Annotated in this window: 11 protein-coding genes and 1 riboswitch; of the genes, 7 read left to right on the top strand and 4 right to left on the bottom strand. The window is 64.4% G+C overall.

Translation table 11 applies throughout. From position 1 onward, the window contains the following. Nucleotides 1-24: 24 nt before the first annotated feature. Nucleotides 25-579 (bottom strand): cysteine hydrolase family protein, encoded by a 555-nt coding sequence (locus KW825_RS15780; protein ID WP_163137114.1) that lies wholly within the window; start codon nucleotides 577-579, stop codon nucleotides 25-27. Between the two features lie 25 nt (nucleotides 580-604). Then, nucleotides 605-1582, bottom strand: coding sequence for a ChaN family lipoprotein (locus KW825_RS15775; protein ID WP_218329739.1), 978 nt, complete (start codon nucleotides 1580-1582; stop codon nucleotides 605-607). Between the two features lie 188 nt (nucleotides 1583-1770). Between KW825_RS15775 and KW825_RS15770 the strand changes: the two genes are divergently transcribed. From KW825_RS15770 to KW825_RS15745, 6 genes are all read left to right on the top strand, one after another. Beyond that, on the top strand, nucleotides 1771-3864 hold the full coding sequence (locus KW825_RS15770) for a TonB-dependent hemoglobin/transferrin/lactoferrin family receptor (RefSeq protein WP_218329738.1): 2094 nt from the start codon (nucleotides 1771-1773) through the stop codon (nucleotides 3862-3864). 270 nt (nucleotides 3865-4134) lie between these two features. Then, entirely contained in the window at nucleotides 4135-5277 is a 1143-nt protein-coding gene (locus tag KW825_RS15765) for a 3-phenylpropionate MFS transporter (RefSeq protein ID WP_218329737.1), read from the top strand. A gap of 88 nt (nucleotides 5278-5365) precedes the next feature. Continuing rightward, a complete protein-coding gene (locus KW825_RS15760) occupies nucleotides 5366-8839 on the top strand; it encodes a PAS domain-containing hybrid sensor histidine kinase/response regulator (protein ID WP_218329736.1) in 3474 nt (1157 codons plus the stop codon). A gap of 228 nt (nucleotides 8840-9067) precedes the next feature. Beyond that, nucleotides 9068-9154: riboswitch (cyclic di-GMP riboswitch) on the top strand. A 110-nt stretch (nucleotides 9155-9264) separates the two neighbouring features. Further along, nucleotides 9265-11865, top strand: coding sequence for a glycosyl hydrolase family 18 protein (locus KW825_RS15755; RefSeq protein WP_218329735.1), 2601 nt, complete (start codon nucleotides 9265-9267; stop codon nucleotides 11863-11865). Nucleotides 11866-11996: 131 nt separating this feature from the next. Continuing rightward, a complete protein-coding gene (locus KW825_RS15750) occupies nucleotides 11997-14666 on the top strand; it encodes a carbohydrate-binding protein (protein ID WP_218329734.1) in 2670 nt (889 codons plus the stop codon). A gap of 168 nt (nucleotides 14667-14834) precedes the next feature. Continuing rightward, on the top strand, nucleotides 14835-17216 hold the full coding sequence (locus KW825_RS15745) for a M66 family metalloprotease (protein ID WP_371315818.1): 2382 nt from the start codon (nucleotides 14835-14837) through the stop codon (nucleotides 17214-17216). Nucleotides 17217-17334: 118 nt separating this feature from the next. On the opposite strand, the gene KW825_RS15740 is transcribed toward KW825_RS15745, so the two are convergent. Beyond that, the gene (locus KW825_RS15740; protein ID WP_218291769.1) at nucleotides 17335-18135 is read right to left on the bottom strand and encodes a putative RNA methyltransferase; all 801 of its coding nucleotides are present in this window, start codon (nucleotides 18133-18135) and stop codon (nucleotides 17335-17337) included. A 128-nt stretch (nucleotides 18136-18263) separates the two neighbouring features. Continuing rightward, nucleotides 18264-18902 carry a cAMP-activated global transcriptional regulator CRP gene (crp, locus tag KW825_RS15735; RefSeq protein WP_025328082.1) on the bottom strand — a complete coding sequence of 213 codons (639 nt, stop codon included), beginning with the start codon at nucleotides 18900-18902 and terminating at the stop codon, nucleotides 18264-18266. Between the two features lie 358 nt (nucleotides 18903-19260). On the opposite strand from crp, the gene KW825_RS15730 reads away from it, so the two are divergent. Continuing rightward, the gene (locus tag KW825_RS15730; protein WP_042654207.1) at nucleotides 19261-19665 is read left to right on the top strand and encodes an OsmC family protein; all 405 of its coding nucleotides are present in this window, start codon (nucleotides 19261-19263) and stop codon (nucleotides 19663-19665) included. Nucleotides 19666-19703 lie beyond the last annotated feature (38 nt).

The following is a 19703-nucleotide window of genomic DNA, read 5'->3' as shown; positions in this document are numbered from 1 at the left end:
GGTGATCACTTCAAGGCGGGCAGCTTAGCACGCCAGCGCAGGCTGAGCCGCCTCGAGCAACTGATCCGTGGTGAGCAGGGTCACGCTTCTGCCCTCTGGCAGGCTGAGGTGCTGCCACATCCAGTTGTGGTGCTCGATGATCTGGGCCGCGCTCAGGTGGGGACGATCGGCGGTGGTGTGACCATCGTTCAACACCAGCACCTCAAAGCCATGAGCCGCGGCACTGCGTACCGTGGTATCGACGCAAAAATCGGTGTTGCTGCCACAGAGGATCAGCCGGTCGACGGCCTGCTCGGCCAACAGGAAGGCCAACTCGGTCTCGAGGAAGCTGTCGCACGCCGTCTTGCGTACCCGGCTATCCCCCTTGGCGGGTTGCAGACCCGGGTGAAGTTGCCAGCCCGGGCTACCGGGCTCCAGCTCGTCGCCTGGCAGGTCGTCATGCTGGATGTAGATGACCCGGCCATGATGCTGTCTGACATGGGCCGCGGCCCGGTTGATGTTGGCCAGTACTTGTGGTTGCTGGTGATGGGTCGCTTTCATGACCCCTTGCTGCACATCGATGATCAGTAACACATCCATATTTTACCCGCCGTATCCTGAAAGATTAGGGTTGCAGCCATTGGCTGCAGTCACGGCTGCGGGATTGATGCAGCGCCCCCATATCTTGCTTCATTTCATCGGCATTTAGCCAGCGTTCCGGCAGGGGAGAGATCTTGACCCTGATCTCGGCGCTGCGCCCGGCGGGAACCTTGTCATCCGGTTGCGATCCTGTCTCCGGCACTATGAGCGCCACCTTGAGCGCCGGGTTGCGGCTGGCGATGCGGCTCGCGATCCCGAGCCCCCTCTCCACGTGGAAGTTGCCGGCGATGTGCATGATGCGCCGGCCGGGGTGCTGTTTGAGATAATCGACCATGCTCTCGGCCATGGTGTCGTCCCAGCTGGTCTGGGCGGCGAAGCGGCGGGCGTTGCCGTCGGCGTCCCCATGGTGCATCGAGGCCATAAATTTCTGGCGGTAGGGATCATCGCTGAGCGTGAGCTCGCGGGCGAGCTGGCTGCGGCGGCTGGCCGGCAGCTTGTCGAGCCACTCGGGGCCCTCCTGGCCGACACAGCTGACCAGCGGCTTGGGGGCGTTGGCGGCGATGACGCTCAGGCGCTGCGCCTTGGCGAACTCCACCAGCGGGCGATAGTCGCTCGGGTAGTTGGGCCAGGCGTGGCCCTCGCGGATCAGCGTGGACTCACCGATGCGCCCGGCCAGATAGGCATCCAGCACGGGTTGATCGGCGCGGCTGAACTGCTCCATGGAGAGCACCAGTGCCCGGCCATCGGTCCGGGATGTCTCGGCCAGACCCGCCAGCAGATTCGCCTGCAACAGGTGCACGGCCGGGTGGGTATGCAGTTCGCCCACCAGCACTATGTCGGCATCTGCCACCCGCTCCAGCGCCTGCGCCAGGCTGAGTGGCTGCTCGCTCTGCCCTTCGCTGAGTTGATAGTGATAGAGGGTCCGGGGCGCCTCGCTCTGCGGTGGGGTGGCGCAGGCGGCCAGCAACAGGGGCAGGGCGAGCAGGGGCAGTCGTCGAGTCATGGCAATCTCACAGTGGACGAGGCGCTGTGCCATACGATGGCAGCATGGCGAGCAGGAAAAAAGAGGGGGCCAGTGTAAAACCTAACTGAGACAAAGTGAAATGAGAATGATTCACTTTATTATTGATCTTTGTCGCTGGCTGAGTAATATGCCCACGGTTGATAATAATTCTCAATAAGGACTTTGCAGTGGCGCACAACAACACCCCCTCACTAATTGCCCTCGCCGTGGCGGCCGGCCTCGTTTCCCCGGCCTTCGCCGCAGACAAGAAAGCCGATGAAGTCATGGTCGTCAGCGGCTCCAGGATGGAGCAGAAGCTGGAGGATGTCTCTGGTCCCATTGCCGTCATCACCGCCGAACAGATCGAAGAACAGGTCGTCAGCAACGTCGCCGACCTGTTCCGCTACGAGCCGGGTGTGAGTGTGCAGGGCGGGGCGGGGGATGCCCAGACCTTCACCATCCGTGGTATGAGCGAGAACCGGGTCAAGGTAGTGCAGGATGGGGTGCGCCAGAACGACGCCTACAAGAACGGCGGGGTCGGCCAGACCTATTTCGATACCGACATGATCAAGCAGGTCGAGGTGGCCAAGGGGCCGGCCTCCGCCGCTTACGGCTCGGATGCGCTGGGTGGCGTCATCGCCATCACCACCAAGGATGCCGGCGACTTCCTAAAGGGCAGGGACAGCTATCTGGATGCCACCACTGGCTATGCCTCCAGCAGCCACCAGAACATGGCCGGCTTCACCGGCGCCCTGCGCACCGGCGAGTTCGAGAATCTGCTGCGCTACACTTGGCGTGATGGTGGTGTGACCCAGAACTATGACGGCGACAAGGACGAGTTCGACATTCTCAGCCAGGCCGTGCTGTTCAAGAGCAAGTGGAATGTCAGCGACGATCAGTTCCTGAAGCTGACCGTCGACTACTTCACCGAAGGGCAGGATCCGGATGCCGTCGACCTGACCAAGGTGGGCTCCATCTTCAAGCAGCCGATCACCGACAAGGACACCGACAACCTCTCCCTGGTGCTGGATCACGGCCTGGCCCTGAACACCGCCTGGGCCGATCGCATCGACAGCAAGCTCTATTACACCCGCACCAAGCAGACCCTGGATCAGTACGCCTCCTCCAAGTACCCGGTCAAGCCGAACAACCCCTATGTGACCAAGACCTCCCTGGATCACAACGGCTTCAAGCAGGAGAGCCTGGGTGCCCAGGTGAAGTTCAGCAAGGCGCTCGACAGCCAGCGCCTGGCCTGGGGTGTCGAGTATGAGCACACCGACAACGAGCGTACCCGCTTCAAGGCGCCGGCCACCCCGGGCGACTTCGTCGGCTACAGCGAGCTGAGCTTCCCCTCCACCACCAGCGAGCGCAGCGCGCTCTGGGCCTTCGACGAGATCAAGTTTGGCGAGCGCTGGGTGCTGACCCCGGGTGCCCGTTACGACTACTACCGGATGACCCCGGACGAGGATCCTGCCTATACCGGCGAGAACCTGCAGAAGATCTCCGAGGGAGAGTTCTCCCCCAAGCTGGGTCTGGTGTTCAAGGCGCACGAGGCGGCCAACCTGTTCGCCCAGTACAGCCACGGCTTCAAGGCGCCCATGTATGACAGCGCCTTCTCGACCCTGAACCATCAGGCGTACGGCTATCGCATCGAACCGAACCCGAACCTGAAACCCGAGAGCAGCGACGGCATCGATCTGGGGGTGCGTGGCAGCGCCGGCGGCTTCAGCTACGAAGTGGCGACCTTCTACAACAAGTTTGATGACTTCATCGAGATGGTGCAGATCGGCTCGGAAGGGCGCACCGCCATCTACCAGTACCAGAACCTGGACAAGGCGACCACCAAGGGGGCCGAGGTCAAGGCCGATTACTGGTTGAACGACGTGGTCAACCTGTGGGGCAACCTGGCCTATATCGACGGCAAGGACGGGGATGGCAACTACATCAACAGCCTGAGCCCGCTCAACGGCAGCCTGGGTGTGCGACTGGAGCAGCCGAACTGGAACATCAACACCGCCCTGCGCTTCGCCGATGACATGGACAAGGTGCGCAAGGATGCCAGAGGCAACGACAACATCAAGAGTGCCGGTTGGGGCGTGGTGGATATCTTCGCCCAGTTCAAGCCGATGGAGGATCTGCAGCTCAACGTCGGGGTCTTCAACCTGTTTGACAAGGAGTACGCCAGCTACGAGAGCATCACCGGCCTGAGCGCCACCAGCAGCACCAGCAACCTGACCGAGCCGGGCCGCAACCTGAGCGCCCGCGTCAAGTACGTGTTCTGATACGCAAAGTGACAGTGATGAAGAAGGGGCCGGATGGCCCCTTTTTTTATGGACGAAAACGGCGCCGTGCCCGCCACAAAAAAGAAACCCGCACGGGGCGGGTAGAAGGATTGCAACACTAACCAGGAGGAGGTGTTATTCAGTAGACCGGGGTATGTGACAAAGGTTCAACTTTATTGATATTTATGATTTTTACTGCCCGCGACCCCAGGGGATCCCCGCGCCAAAATCGGTTATCATTTGTCCCCCATGCACCTTGGTCGAGTCCCTATGCCCGCCTTCTCCTGGTTAGCCCTGTTCTTCGGCGCCTTCTACTTCGTCTACGGCGCCTATCTGCCGTTCTGGTCGCTCTGGCTGGAGGGCATAGGGGTGAGCGCCGAGCAGATCGGGCTGTTGCTGGGGGCCGGGATGGCGATCCGTTTCGCCGGCAACCTGCTGGTGATGGGCCAGATCAAGGGGGCCAGCCACCTGCTGCCGGTCACCCGACTGCTCTGTCTGCTGAGCCTGCTGGCCTTCCTCGGCTTCTACCTCAGTCACAGCCTCTGGTGGCTGGTGCCGCTGACCCTGGTGGCGAACTTCATCTACCCGACCCTGATGCCGGTGGGGGAGGCGCTGGCCACCCGCATGGTGGTGCAGGCCCACCTCGACTATGGCAAGGTACGGCTGTGCGGCTCCTTTGCCTTCATCGTCGCTTCCACCCTGGTCGGCGCCCTGGTGGGCAACTTCGGCAGCGACTGGGTGTTGCACTCCATGGTGGCGGGGCTGCTGGCGATGCTGGTGCTGAGCTGGTTGCCGCTGCAGCCGGCGCCCCAGGATCGCCAGGGAGAGCGGGCCAAGGCGTCGCTGCGGGACACGCTGCGATCGACTCCCATGCGCCGCTTCCTGCTCATCACCGCCCTGCTGCAGGGCAGCCATGCCGCCTATTACGGCTTCAGCGCCATCTACTGGAAGGCGGCGGGCTATAGCGGCACCACCATCGGCTATCTGTGGGCGCTGGGGGTGGTGGCGGAGATCGGCATGTTTGCCGCGGACAAGCGCTTCCTCAACCGCTTCGGGGCCCAGACCCTGTTTCTGGTGGGGGCCGTCGGCTGCGTGGTGCGCTGGAGCCTGCTCGGTGCCTCCAGCGAGCTGCTGGTGCTGGTGCTCGGCCAGCTGCTGCACGCGGTCACCTTCTGCGTCAGCCACCTCGGCGCCGTACGCTTCATGACGCGCCAGCTGCCCGCCGAACAGCTGATCCCCGCCCAGGCACTCTATGCCGCGCTCGGGCTCGGCATGACGGTGGCGGCGCTGATGACCCTGTGCGGCCTGCTGTTCGAGCCGCTGGGAGGCGGCATCTTCTTCATCATGGTGCTGGTGGTGCTGCCGGTCTTCGTCCTGCGTCTGCGCGGGCCGGCCGAGGGGACGCCGGCATGAGTGACGCTCGCCGCGGAGCATGACAGGAGTCCGCCGTCTCTCTAGACTGGCGTGGCTTTCAACACATCTGGACAAGGGAAGTATGTAGATGCACCAAGGATGGCTGCTGATCGGGTTGTCGCTCGCCTATCTGGGATTGTTGTTCCTGATCGCCTTCGTGGCGGACAAGAACAAGCGCCGTCGCCTCAAGGGGCAGCCCCTGCTCTACAGCCTGTCGCTGGCGGTCTACTGCACCTCCTGGACCTTCTTCGGCACCGTCGGCCAGGCCAGCGAATCCCCCTGGTCGCCGGTGCCCATCTACCTCGGCCCCATGCTGGTGTTCCTGTTTGGCTGGCGCCTGCTGGCCCGCCTCATCCTGGTGGCCAAGCGCGAGCACATCACCTCCATCGCCGACTTCATCGCCGCCCGCTATGGCAAGTCCCAGCGCCTCGCCATGGTGATCAGCCTGATCGCCATCATGGGGATACTTCCCTACCTGGTGCTGCAGCTCAAGGCGATCGTCACCGGGCTGGATCTGCTGATGGCCAACTCTGTGCCCGTCGGTACCCTGGGATCGACCGCCAGCAGCAGCGCCGGGCTGGCCCTCGGCGTCGCCCTGTTGCTGGCGCTGTTCAGCATCTTGTTCGGCACCCGCAATCTGGATGCCACCGAGCATCACCGCGGCATGGTGGTGGCCATCGCCTTCGAGTCGGTGGTCAAGCTGCTCGCCTTCATGGGGGTGGGGGGCTTCGCGCTCTGGCTCATCATCGCTAAGCCGAGCCCGGTCCGCAGCCAGGTGACCGACGACTTTCTCGATGCCGTGGTGGCGGTCACACCGGGGAGCCTGCTGGAGCTCGCCATCTATACCCTGGTCGCCATGTGCGCCGTCATCTGTCTGCCGCGCCAGTTCCATGTGACTGTGGTGGAGAACAACCAGGGTCAGGATCTGCACTGGGCGCGCTGGCTGTTCCCGCTCTATCTGTTCCTGATGGGGCTCTTCATCTGGCCGCTGGCGCTGGCGGGCAAGCAGTGGGTCGGGGCCGGCATGGCCTCCGATACCTATGTCATCAGCCTGCCGATGTCGCTCGGCTACGACGGCATGGCGATGCTGGCGTTCCTCGGCGGCACCTCGGCGGCCACCGGCATGGTGATCGTCTGCACAATCGCCCTGGCCATCATGGTCAGCAACGATCTGGTGCTGCCTGTGCTGCTGCGGCGCTTCTGGCAGCAGGGGCGGGACGAGCGGCTGGTGCGGCTGCTGCTGCAGGTACGCCGGGGCGCCATACTGCTGATCCTGCTGGCGGCCTGGACGCTCTACCTCTGGCTCGGGGATCTCACCAGCCTGTCGCGCATCGGCTACCTGTCGTTTGGCGCCGTGGCCCAGTTCGCCCCGGCGCTGTTGCTCGGCCTCTACTGGCGTCACGGCAATCGCAAGGGGGTCTACCTTGGCCTGGCGCTCGGGGTCAGCCTCTGGTTCATCACCCTGCTGGCGGAGAGCGGCCTGCTGGCGGGCTCGCCGCTGGAGGCGCTGCTGGCGCCCCCCGACTGGCCCGCGTTCCGGGATCTGAGCCTGGGTGCCTGGTGCATCTTCCTGAGCCTGCTGCTCAACCTGCTCGGCTACGTGGCGGGCTCCCTGCTGTCGCGGGCGGCGGTGAGCGAGCGGCTGCAGGCGGCGAACTTCGTCGGCAAGCCGAGCCGGGATACCACGGCGCTCTATCAGGCGCGGGTCTCGGTCAAGGAGCTGGAGATGCTGGCGGCCCGCTTCGTCGGCTCGAGCCGGGTCAAGCGCGCCTTCGGTCGCTTCGCCGGCGAGCGCGGCGGCACCCTGGCGCCCCAGATGCAGGCGTCGGCGGAGCTGATCGCCCACACCGAGCGGCTGCTGGCGGGGGTGTTCGGCACCTCGTCCGCCCGGCTGGTGCTGGCCTCGGCCCTGCAGGGGCGCAACATGCAGCTCGAGGAGATCGCCACCATAGTGGACGAGGCCTCCGACGTGTTCCGCTTCAACCGGGGGCTGCTGCAGGGGGCCATAGAGCACATGGGACAGGGCATCTCGGTGGTGGACAGGGAGCTCAAGCTGGTGGCCTGGAACCGGCGCTACATAGAGCTGTTCCACTACCCGATCGGCCTCATCCAGGTGGGGCGCTCCATCGAGGAGATCATCCGCTACAACGCCGAGCAGGGGCTGTGCGGCGCGGGTGAGATCGAGGCCCATGTGGCGCGGCGGGTCGCCTTCATGCAGCGTGGCAGCCCTCATGTCTCGGCGCGGGAGCGGCCGGATGGGCGGGTGATCGAGATGCAGGGCAACCCCATGCCGGCCGGCGGCTTCGTGATGACCTTCACCGACATCACCCCGTTTCGGGCGGCGGAGCGGGTGCTGCGCGAAGCCAACGAGCACCTGGAGGCGCGGGTGGCCGAGCGCACCCACGAGCTGTCCGAGCTGAACCGTCAGCTGCTCTCGGTGAACCAGCAGGTGGAGCGGGCCAATCACTCCAAGAGCCGCTTCCTGGCGGCGGTGAGCCACGATCTGACCCAGCCCCTCAACGCCGCCAAGCTGTTCACCTCGTCGCTGCTGGAGATGCTGCCCCAGGCGGGGGAGCAGGCCCGCATCGCCCGCCACATCGACGATGCGCTGGGGGCGACCGAGGATCTCATCACCGATCTGCTCGACATCTCGCGGCTCGAGGCGGGCAAGTTCAAGGCCAGGAAGCTCGATTTCGCCCTGAGCGACGTGTTCGACAACCTCAAGGCGGAGTTCGGGGTGCTGGCCCAGGCGAGCGACATCCAGTTCTCGGTGGTGGAGAGCAGGCTGGCCGTGTACAGCGACGTGCGCCTGCTGCGGCGGGTGCTGCAGAACTTCCTCACCAATGCGTTTCGCTACAACCCGGCCGGCCGGGTGCTGCTCGGCTGTCGCCGGCTGGGGGACAAGGTGCGCATCGAGGTGTGGGACAACGGCCCCGGCATCCCCGTCGACAAGCAGGAGGCCATCTTCGACGAGTTCTCCCGCCTCGATCACTCGCGCACCGCCAGGGAGCAGGGACTGGGGCTGGGGCTCGCCATCGCCCGCGGCATCTCGCTTGTGCTGGGTCACCCACTCTCCCTGCGCAGCTGGCCGGAGGCGGGCTCGGTGTTTGCCATCACCCTCAACCTCGCGACCCGGCCTGTGATGCCCGCGCTGGTGGCGGCGCCCGCCCCGCGCGACAGCCAGCTGGAGGGGGTCAGGATCCTCTGCATCGACAACGAGGACGATATCCTCACCGCCATGCACTCCCTGCTGGGGCGCTGGGGCTGCGAGGTGCGTTGCGCCCAGAGCCTGGTGCAGGCGGAGGCGCTCATCACCGACGGCTTCCAGCCCCAGCTGGTGCTCTCCGATTATCACCTGGATGACGGCAAGACCGGGCTGCAGGCGCTGCACATGATCCGGCTGGCCCATGGCAACGGCATCGGCGGCATCATCATCAGCGCGGATCGCAAGAGCGAGTTGCAGGCGCAGATCCGCGAGCACGGTTACGGCTATGTCAGCAAACCGGTCAAGCCGCTCAAGCTGCGGGCGCTGATGAACAGCTTGCTGTTACCTGTACGCTGATCAGATTGTCGGGGGCAAGACAGTGAGCCAACTCACAGAATTAATCGCCGACAGGCCGGATCGGGAGTAATCACTTCATCCACTTATTGGGGGTGTTACGGGCGGTTCTCTGCATAATCGCGGCCAACTGGCAATAGTGAGTCCCATTCACTGTCATTTTTACTAGGTGGCGCGGGTCACGCGCTCATCTATAGTCATTCGGCGATTATTTTCATCGCAAATCAAGTTGTGCAAAAAAGGCAAACCGGATGAAAGTCCGGGACGCAAAGCCTCCGGTCTAAGGGTCAGAGTACCTAGGATAGCGGGGCCACCACAGGTTGTTTCGTCCATGGGCCAAGCCATGGTGCGATGTCGTCTGCGTTACCTGGCCGGTTGCGTTGCCTTTTTTCGTTGTTTATTCCAAAAACGAAAAAGGATGTTCACCTATGTTAAGTCCAAAACCTTCCCTGCTGGCGCTCCTGGTCGGGGGGCTCTGCACCACCTCCGCCTTTGCCGCGCTCCCCGGCAAACCCACCATCGGCTGGGGCGAAACCAAGTTCGCCATCGTCGAGGTGGATCAAGCCGCCACCTCCTACAACAAGCTGGTCAAGGTCCACGCCGATGGCGCCCCGGTCAGCGTGAGCTGGAACCTCTGGTCCGGCGAGCTGGGCCAGACCGCCAAGGTGCTGCTCGATGGCAACGAGGTCTGGTCCGGCGCGGCCTCTGCCGCCGGCACCGCGAACTTCAAGGTGACCAAGGGGGGGCGCTATCAGATGCAGATCGCGCTCTGCAACGCCGAGGGTTGTACCCTCTCAGACAAGAAAGAGATCCTGGTGGCCGACACCGATGGCAGCCACCTGGTGCCGCTCAAGGCGCCGCTGCAGGAGAACAACAAGCCTTACGCCAACAAGTCCGGCAAGGTGGTCGGTGCCTACTACGTGGAGTGGGGCGTCTATGGCCGCAAGTTCACCGTGGACAAGATCCCGGCCCAGAATCTGACCCACATCCTCTACGGCTTCACCCCCATCTGCGGCGGCAATGGCATCAACGACAGCCTCAAGGAGATCTCCGGCAGCTTCGAGGCGCTGCAGCGCTCCTGTGCCGGGCGGGAGGACTTCAAGGTCTCTATCCACGATCCCTGGGCCGCCATCCAGATGCCGCAGGGCAGCCTCTCCGCCTTTGACGAGCCCTACAAGGGCAACTTCGGCAACCTGATGGCGCTCAAGAAGGCCAACCCCGATCTCAAGATCCTCCCCTCGGTGGGGGGCTGGACCCTGTCCGACCCCTTCTTCTTCTTCGGTGACAAGAGCAAGCGCGACCTCTTCGTGGCGTCCATGAAGGAGTACCTGCAAACCTGGAAGTTCTTCGACGGGGTGGATATCGACTGGGAGTTCCCGGGTGGCCAGGGGGCCAACCCCAGCCTGGGTGGCCCGAACGATGGCGCTACTTATGTGGCGCTGATGAAGGAGCTGCGCGCCATGCTTGATGAGCTGGAGGCCAGCACCGGTCGTCAATACGAGTTGACCTCGGCCATCAGCGCCGGTGGCGACAAGATTGCCAAGGTCGATTATCAGGCGGCCCAGCAGTACATGGACCACATCTTCCTGATGAGTTACGACTTCAGCGGCGCCTTCGACCTGCAGAACCTGGCCCACCAGACCAACCTGTTCGCATCCAGCTGGGATGCCAACACCAAGTACACCACCGACAAGGGCGTCAGGGCGCTGCTCGGCCAGGGGGTCACCCCGGGCAAGATAGTGGTCGGGGCGGCCATGTATGGCCGTGGCTGGAGCGGGGTGAACGGCTACCAGGCCGGCAATCCCTTCACCGGCAGTGCCACCGGCCCCATCAAGGGCACTTGGGAGAATGGCGTGGTGGATTACCGCGACATCGTCAACAACCGCATGGGCGCCGGCTGGGAGCAGGGCTATGACGAGACGGCCGAGGCGCCTTACGTCTTCAAGGCCAGCACCGGCGAGCTCATCAGCTTCGACAACGACCGCTCGGTCAAGGCCAAGGGGCAGTATGTGCTGGCCAACCAGCTCGGCGGCCTGTTTGCCTGGGAGATCGATGCCGACAACGGCGACATCCTCAACGCCATGCACGAGGGGCTCGGCAACGGGGACGGCGGCACCCTGCCACCGGTCAACAAGCCGCCGGTGGCCAATGCCGGCAGCGATCTGAGCGCCACGGGTCCGGCCGAGGTGACGCTCAATGGCAGCGCCTCTCATGATCCGGAGAACGGGCTGCTTGGCTACAGCTGGAAACAGGTCTCGGGCCCGCAGACCAGCCTGCTCGACGCCACTCAGGCCAAGGCACGGGTGGTGCTCGATGGGGTCAGCGCCGACATCAACCAGGTGTTTGAGCTGACCGTCACCGACGATCAGGGCCTCAAGGCCAGCGATCAGGTGGTGCTGACCAACAAGGCGCCGCAGCCGAACCTGCCACCCGTGGTAACGGTGCAGGACAAGGTCTCGGTGCAGGCGGGCAAGCAGGTGAGCATCAGCGCCAGCGCCACCGATCCCAACGGTGACAGCCTGAGCTATCAGTGGACTGTGCCGGCCGGTCTCAGCGCCAGTGGCCAGAACAGCAAGACCCTGGTGGTGACGGCCCCGAGCGTGACGGCCAACACGGATTACGAGCTGATCGTCACTGTGACCGACGGCGCCCTGGACAGCCAGGGTCAGACCCGCCTCACCGTGACCCCGGTCAGCGGGGGCGGCGAGTGCAATGCCACCGATCCGGACGCGGTCAACTGGCCCGCCTGGAAGGCCGCGACCACCTACAACGGGGGGGAGAAGGTGAGCCACAACCAGCTGGTGTGGCAGGCCAAGTACTGGACCCAGGGCAATGAACCTAGCCGCACCGCGGATCAGTGGAAGCTGATCAGCCAGGTACAGCTCGGCTGGGATGCCGGCGTGGCCTACAACGCCGGCGACCTGACCACCCACAACGGTCACAAGTGGAAGGCCCAGTACTGGACCAAAGGCAATGAGCCCGGCAAGCACGATGTCTGGCTGGATCAGGGCGCAGCCAGCTGCCCTTGATCCACAAAGGGGCGCGCGCCGCGCGCCCCTTTTTCCCATCGCAACGAGGATGCGGTTCGCCATCGGCGGATCGGCTGCGTTGCGCCGCAGGCACCAGGGTGCGCTGCGGTCGAAATTGAAGGATGTATGCAATGATAAAAACAAGAAAAATGAACAGCCTGGCGCTCGCCATGCTGGCCGTGGGAACCGGCGCTATGGCACAACAGAATTCCATCACCGGGGAGTGGCGCATGGATCAGGCGCCACCACGGATCTACAACCAGCAGGCCTGGGTCAATAACTTCGCCCTGCAACTGCCGCTCGGGGCGACCTTCGCCCCCCACATGACCGCCTGGGACGAGAACGATGGCGATCTCAGCGCCCGTATCAAGCAGCTCGGCACAGTGAACACCCAGCAGGTCGGCAACTATCTGGCCAAGTACGAGGTGCGCGATAACGGCTTGCCCGATGGGAATGGTTATGTGGGTGTGGGGGCAGGCACCACCACGTTTTCATTGCCCGTCACCGTCTATGATCCCGCCGTGGCCATCCCGAGCGAAACCCAGCAGTTGGGTACCCTCTGGCAGGAGACCCCCATGGCCGCGGGCATATTGAAGCTTGGTCCCGGCCAGAGCCTGAGCCGGGACATCAAGGTGGCCTCGTCCGGGCATCCCCTGAGTGGGGATGCGCTGGAGATCACCCTGTTCAGGGTGCAGGAGGGGCTCTGGGGCGGCAACAACCGTCAGTTCAGCCTGCGTCTCACCGACAAGGAGAGCGGCGAACTCGCCTACGAGGGCGGCGTCCTGCTCGGTTCAGGCAAGCAGTTGACCCCGACCGCCCCCATCAAGCTGCGGGCCGATCGGGACTATGAGTTCCGCCTGACCTATGTCTCCGGCCCGAGCGAACAGGGCTTTCGTGCCAACGAGGAGAACGAGCTCTGGTTGACGGCCGAGGGGCAGCAGACGCGGGAGGCGAACCCCTATGCCCAGGTGCTGCCCGATCCTGCCAACAAGCTGGCCTTCGACCCGGGCTTGGGCTCTGACATGAAGCAGAAGCTGCTCAGCAGCCGGGGCGAGCCGGAGGCGCTGTTGATCGGCAAGGTGCCGGGCCCGCAGCCGGTGACCCTGAGTTATCGCATCGCCAACCCCGCGCTGGCGAGCCTGCAGCTGGTGCAGGGCGAGACCCAGGATCGGCTGCAACTGCAGGGGCTGGCGGCGGGGGAGACCTGGCTCGAGATCCTGGCAGACTATCGGCTGGTGGAGCAGGTGCGGCTGTTCATCACAGCCCCCAAGGAGGTCAGCGTCTCCTACAGCTATATCGCCTTCCCCGGCGAGCGCCAGAGCCACCTGTGGGACGACGGCGCCACCATCATGGCGGACATGAGCCGCCGCTATGCCCCCTACAACATCAGCCTCAGCTGGGTAGACAACGGCGTGCTGGTGCACGAGTGGGACAAGAATGGCAATGGCCAGTCCAACGAGGCCGACCGCTCGGAGAAGGAGGCCCCATTTAACGAGGGCTGGATCCCGAATGCGGATCGGGTCTTCTCCAACCTCTATGTGCTGCGCGCCTACAAGGATGACGCCAGGGTGTGCAGCAGCATGGGAGGGGCCTCCTCCATCGGCATGGGCGCCGACAGCGGTGCGCCGCGCGCGGGCTACCGGAGCGCCTGCCCTGGCAACCATGCCGTCTATGGTCAGTCGATCACCCTGAGCCACGAGCTGGGCCACAACCTGGGGTTGTGGCACACGGGAGACGAGCCTTATCGGGAGAGCAACCTCATGACCGGAGGCCGCTTCGAGGGGGTCTTCTTCGCCAGCCAGTGGCGCACCATGCACCAGACCATAGAGGCGAGGATAGCGGCCGGCGATGCCGGGGTGAGCGAGCGCAATGACGAACCCGAGCTGCCGCCACCTGCGATCAATCTGCCGCCCCTGGCCAACGCCGGCGGCGATCTGAGCACCAGGGGCCCGGCCGAGCTGGTGCTCGACGGCGCCGCCTCCAGGGATCCGGAGAACGGTGCCCTGCGCTACCACTGGCAGCAGGTCGCCGGTCCGCAGGCGTCGCTGAGGGATGCCGAGCAGGCGCAAGCCAGGCTGAGCCTGGGCACAGTCGCTCAGGATACCCAGCTGGCGTTCGAGCTGCGCGTCACCGACGAGCAGGGGCTGGCGGCCGTGGATCGCATGGTGGTGAGCCACCAGGCGCCGCCGCCTAACCTGCCGCCCGTGCTGGCCGCGCTGGCACCCGCCTCGGTGCAGGCGGGCCAGCAGCTGAGCCTTACCGCCAGCGCCACAGATCCCAACGGTGATGCGCTCAGCTACCAGTGGACTGTGCCGGCCGGCCTCACCGCGACCGGTCAGAACAGTGCGACCCTGGTGGTCACGGCCCCGAGCGTGACGGCCAACACGGATTATGACCTGGCTGTGACCGTGACCGATGGCGCCCTGGATGCCCAGGGTCAGACCCGCCTCACCGTGACGCCGCTCGGCGGTGGCGGCGAGTGCAACGGCACCGATCCAGACGCGGCCAACTGGCCCGCCTGGCAGAGCGGCAAGGTTTACAACGGCGGCGACAGGGTTAGCCACAACCAGTTGGTGTGGCAGGCCAAGTACTGGACCCAGGGCAACGAACCACGCCGCGCCGCCGATCAGTGGGCGCTGCTCAGCCAGGTACAGCTCGGCTGGGATGCCGGCGTGGCCTACGGCGGGGGAGAGCTCAGCACCCACAACGGCCGCAAATGGAAAGCCAGGTACTGGACCAAGGGCAACGAGCCCGGCCGGCACGCTGTCTGGCAAGATCTGGGGGCGGCCAGCTGCCCCTGATCCCCAGGGGGTGTGCGTCGCATACCCCTTTCCCCACCGTGGCATCCCGGCAAGAGCGCCCTCAGGCCGCTCCCGCACGGGGCACGGATGTGGCGGGTGACCCCTTCGCTTGCAAGATTCCTACAACAGGGCATGTGGACATGCCCCATCACAATGAGCACCACGACAATGAAAATAACCCACATAGCCAGCCTGATCATGACGACGCTGGCGAGCGGCCCCCTGCTGGCCGCGGTTCAGGCTCCTACCGTTCAGGCACCCACGGTTCAGCTATTCAATACCCAGCCCGCGCTCAACGATCTGCAAGGCACGCTGGCGGCGCAGGTGCAGTTTGCCCAGAGCCAGATCCTGCCGGCCCATGCCGTCGAGGGGGACAACCAGCCAAGGCTGACGGCCCAGCGCAAGAGCCTGCTGCTGGTCAGACCCCTGCAAGCCGAGAGCGGCGTGCCGATGACGGTGACGGCGCGAGATGGCGCGGGGCAAACGCTCGGCACCCTGGCCCTCAATCCGCCTGAGCAGTTGCCGAAGACGGCCTATTACCTCGACGGCTCGCCGGAGGAGGGGGTCGACTTCACCCCTGGGGCCGGCACCACCAATGTCATTCGCAGCAGCGCCGAGCTGGCCCGGCTGAGCGATCCGGCCGGGGCCTTGCTGCTCGAGCGGTTGGGGCAACATGCCCTGGTGGAGATCCAGACCGCCGACGGCCAGTGGGTCAAAGAGATGCGGCTGCCGGGCGGGGCGGCGCTGGAGGGCAAGATGGTGCGTACCCGCTCCAATGCCGGCTACAACTCGACCGTCTACTACAGCGGTCGCCAGGTGACGCTCTCCCGTGGCCAGACCCTGCAGTTCAAATTCGTCGGGGGCCAGTGGATCCGGGACGGGGAGCTTGAGAACAACGGCATCCGCTATGCGAGCGACGCCTGGAGCGCCGTGCTGCCCGCCGACTGGATCCGGCCAGGCCTGGCCTTGCAACTCAGCCAGGGGGCCCTCAGTGGCGAGCTAACGGATCTGCAGATCGGGGCCCCGAGTGAGCTGATCATTCACACCATAGACCTCGGCATGCTGACCACACCGCGCGACCAGTTTGCCTTCGCCAAGGATCCCGAGGCCCATCGCGAGTACTTCCAGACGGTGCCGACCAGCCGGCTGATCGTCAGCCAGTATGCCCCGCTGTCGCTGCCTGAAGTCATGCTGCCGGATGGCACCCTGCTCACCGATTTCGATCCCGGCCAGGGCGGCTGGCACGAGGGCACCATGCGCCAGCGCATCGGCAAGGAGCTCATCTCTCTGGGCATCGACAACGCCAACTACGGCATCAACAGCACCGCCGGCGAGGGGGAGAGCAGTCATCCCTATGTGGTGGCGCAGCTGGCGGCCCACAACAGCCGTGGCAAGTACGCCAACGGGGTGCAGGTGCACGGTGGCTCGGGCGGGGGCGGCATCGTCACCCTGGACAGCTCGCTCGGCAACGAATTCAGCCACGAGGTGGGTCACAACTATGGCCTCGGCCACTATGTCGGCGGCTTCCTGGGCTCGGTGCACCGCAGCGCGGAGGCGGTCAACTCGAGTTGGGGCTGGGATGGGGATCGCAACCGCTTCATCCCCAACTTCGGGGCCACCCGCACCGGCCAGAGCACCTGCCTCGACGGTCAGTGCCAGGCCCCCTTCGACGAGCACCCGTTCGGCCTCGACGCCATGGCGGGCGGGGCGCCCTTCTCCAGCTTCAACCGCTTCACCCTCTACAGCCCGAACTCGGCCGCCATCATCCAGCGCTTCCTCGAGAGCAAGGCGGTGTTCGATGCCGGCTCGCCGACCGGGTTCAGCAAGTGGAATGCCGCCACGGCCAGGATGGAGCCCTACCAGCACAGGGTCGATCTGCTGGAGCAGATCACCGCGCCGGTCAGCGACTTGAGCGAGGCTAAGCTGACGGCCCTGCTGGCGGAGTACGATCTGGTCAGGGTCGCCATGGGGGATGGCAACTGGACGCGCAACATCCAGATGCCGCCCGCGGCGGCCGGGAATGCGGGGCGCATCCTGACCGTCGAGCACGGCGCCGCCTACAACAGCACCCTCTTCATCAACGGTCAGCAGATCACCGTCTCCCGCGGCTTCAAGAAGAGCTACACCTCGGACGGCAGCCGCTGGAACGAGGGGCCGCTGGTGGATCTGCGGGTGCCGCGCAAGCCGCAGGCGTTCGGGGTGCCGGTGACCACCCTGGTGGGCTATTACGATCCGCGCGGGCTCTTGCCCAGCTACCTCTATCCGGCGCTGCACGGCGCCTATGGCTTCAGTTATGGCGATGACACGGGGCGGGTGGCGGAGCGCGATTGCCAGCTGCAGGTGGAGACCCGCGATGGCCTGCTGCGCTTCCGGCTGGCCAATCACCGCCTCAATGGCGGCGTGATGAACAAGTTCCACGTCAACCTGCCCACGGCCAGCGAGCCGAGCAGCGCCGCCGTGCTCTGCGCCGGCCAGGTGCTGGATCAGGCGTCGATCCCGGCGGTGGGCGAGGCGCTCACCTTCACCGTCAACGGGCGTCCCCTCGAGTAAGGGCGTATCTCTCCTCGTTCCCGTGGGGAGCTGCCTGTGTCAGCGGCGCTGTCGATGTGCATGCCCGTGAAATAAAAAAGGCCCGTCAGGGCCTTTTTTCATGGGGGAGGGGATGCGCTTAGAGCGGCTTCTGCCACAGGCCCAGCAACACATCCTGTTCCAGCTCATCCGGTCCCTGGTGGGTGAAGGCGTGACGCTGCTCACCGCCGGCCCGCCAGCCGAGGCGGCTGGTTTCCAGGATGTGGCCGCGCAGGCCCTGATCCATGGTCATGGAGAACTGGCAGCGCTGCTGCTCAACCGGGTTGAGGCCCGCCAGGGTCGGCCAGCTGAGGGGGTGCTCCATGCTCACCGGGTTGAGGCTGACCCTCAGCTGCCACTGGTGGCGGGGGCCCGGCTGCAGGTAGAGCAGGTAGCCGCCCGGTGCCAGCCAGCTGACCAGCTGCTCGGTCTTGACCTTGAGATCGTTGACCAGCAGGACCTGGGCCGTGCCGGCTTGCAGTGGGGCGCGGGCCGGATCGGCGATGACGAAGTGGCCGTCCGGCTGCGCCTTGTTGGCGGCGAAGATGGCGTTCTTGGCGAGATCGATCCCGCCGAAGCGCCAGCCGGGCAGGCGCTCGGCCAGGGCGCGGCAGTAATAGCCTTCGCCGCAGCCGAGGTGGATCAGCTCATGAGTGCCGAGCGGTGCCAGCAGGGCGCTCATCGCCTCGATCAGCGGCAGCTGGTGGCCCTGTTCCAGGAAGTGGCGCTTGGCCCGCATCAGCATGCGGCTGTCGCTGTCCTTGGGATCCTTCTTGCCGGGGATGAGGTCGAGATAACCCTCGGGCGCCGGGTCAAAATGGTGTTTGTTGTCGCAATAGACCCCGCGGGAGGCTTCGTGAAGATGCAGGGGGCTGCGGCACAGGGGGCATTGAAGATGCATAGGCGTAGGTACTCTCTTGGCGAAGGCCATGAAACGGGAGGGCGTTCGGGATTATAGGGGAAGATGATCGAAAAAGGCTGCCGTGGCAGCCTTTTATCTGACGGCTCTGGACGGAGCCTTGGATCCGATCAGCGGGTACCAAACACCACTATGGTCTTGCCGTGGGCGGAGATGAGCTCCTGCTCCTCCAGCATCTTGAGGATGCGGCCGACGGTTTCGCGAGAGCAACCGACGATCTGGCCGATCTCCTGGCGGGTGATCTTGATCTGCATGCCATCCGGGTGGGTCATGGCATCCGGCTGCTTGGCCAGGTTGAGCAGGGTCTGGGCGATCCGGCCGGTCACGTCCAGGAAGGCGAGGTTGCCGACTTTCTGGCTGGTGTGCTGCAGGCGCTTGGCCATCTGGCCGGAGAGGCGCAGCAGGATATCCGGGTTGACCTGGATCAGCTGGCGGAATTTCTTGTAGGAGATCTCGGCGACTTCACAGGCTCCCTTGGCACGTACCCAGGCGGAACGTTCCGGATTCTCGTTCTCTTCGAACATCCCCATCTCGCCCAGGAAATCCCCCTGATTCAGGTAGGACAGGATCATCTCCTTGCCCTCGTCATCCTTGATCAGGACTGCGACTGTTCCCTTGACGATGTAGTAGAGGGTTTCCGCTTTCTCACCGGCGTGGATCAGGGTGCTCTTGGCGGGATACTTATGAATGTGGCAATGCGACAAGAACCACTCCAGGGTGGGATCGCTTTGCGGTTTGCCAATGATCATGAGACTTCCTCTGTAGTGTCTTTTTTATGGACTCGTGCGTCCAGGCAAGTTGCCAGTCTTGCCATTCCTTGTTTGGGTCGCAGTAGGATAAGAGCCTTTGTCTGTGCTGACAAGGCTTTGGGGACTTTTGCCCGTCGCCCTTGCTTCGTTCTGCTGCGCCATCCCGGTCATTCTAGGCAAGATGAGGGGGCTGGATGTTGATTTCGATCTATTTACGACAGGGTCTGTCGAGCTTTCGGCGCAAGCTGCGATCTGACGAGAGATCTGACCCTGTGCAAGAGAATCGACTGTGCCACTCGGACCCTGGCTGAGGTATGCTATGAGCGTTAGAACCGTTGTCATTGAGAGGAAATGTGAGATGAAAGCCAAGGTCAGCTGGGTGGAAGGCATGAAGTTTGTGGGCGAGAGCGAGTCCGGTCATCAGGTGACTCTGGACGGCGCCAACCCGGGCGAAGGTGCCAGCCCGATGGAGATGATCCTGCTGGCGGTCGGTGGTTGCAGCTCCATCGATGTGGTCTCCATTCTGGAGAAGGCCCGTCAGTCCGTGACCGCCTGCCACGTGGAGCTTGCCGGGGAACGGGCCGAGTCGGTGCCCAGGGTATTCGAGAAGATCCATCTCAACTTCGTCGTGACCGGCAAGGGGCTGGCCGAGAAGCAGGTGGCCCGCGCGGTCGACCTGTCGATGGAAAAGTACTGCTCAGTTTCCCTGATGTTGGAAAAAGCGGTCGAAATTACTCATAGTTATCAAATTCTTGAAGCTTGATAGTTGTAGTTTGTCCCGTCGATAACGCCATGACATAA

This window comes from Aeromonas sp. sif2433, from assembly GCF_019218705.1.
Taxonomy (GTDB): domain Bacteria; phylum Pseudomonadota; class Gammaproteobacteria; order Enterobacterales; family Aeromonadaceae; genus Aeromonas; species Aeromonas encheleia.
This window is presented reverse-complemented; position numbering and strand designations above follow the sequence as displayed.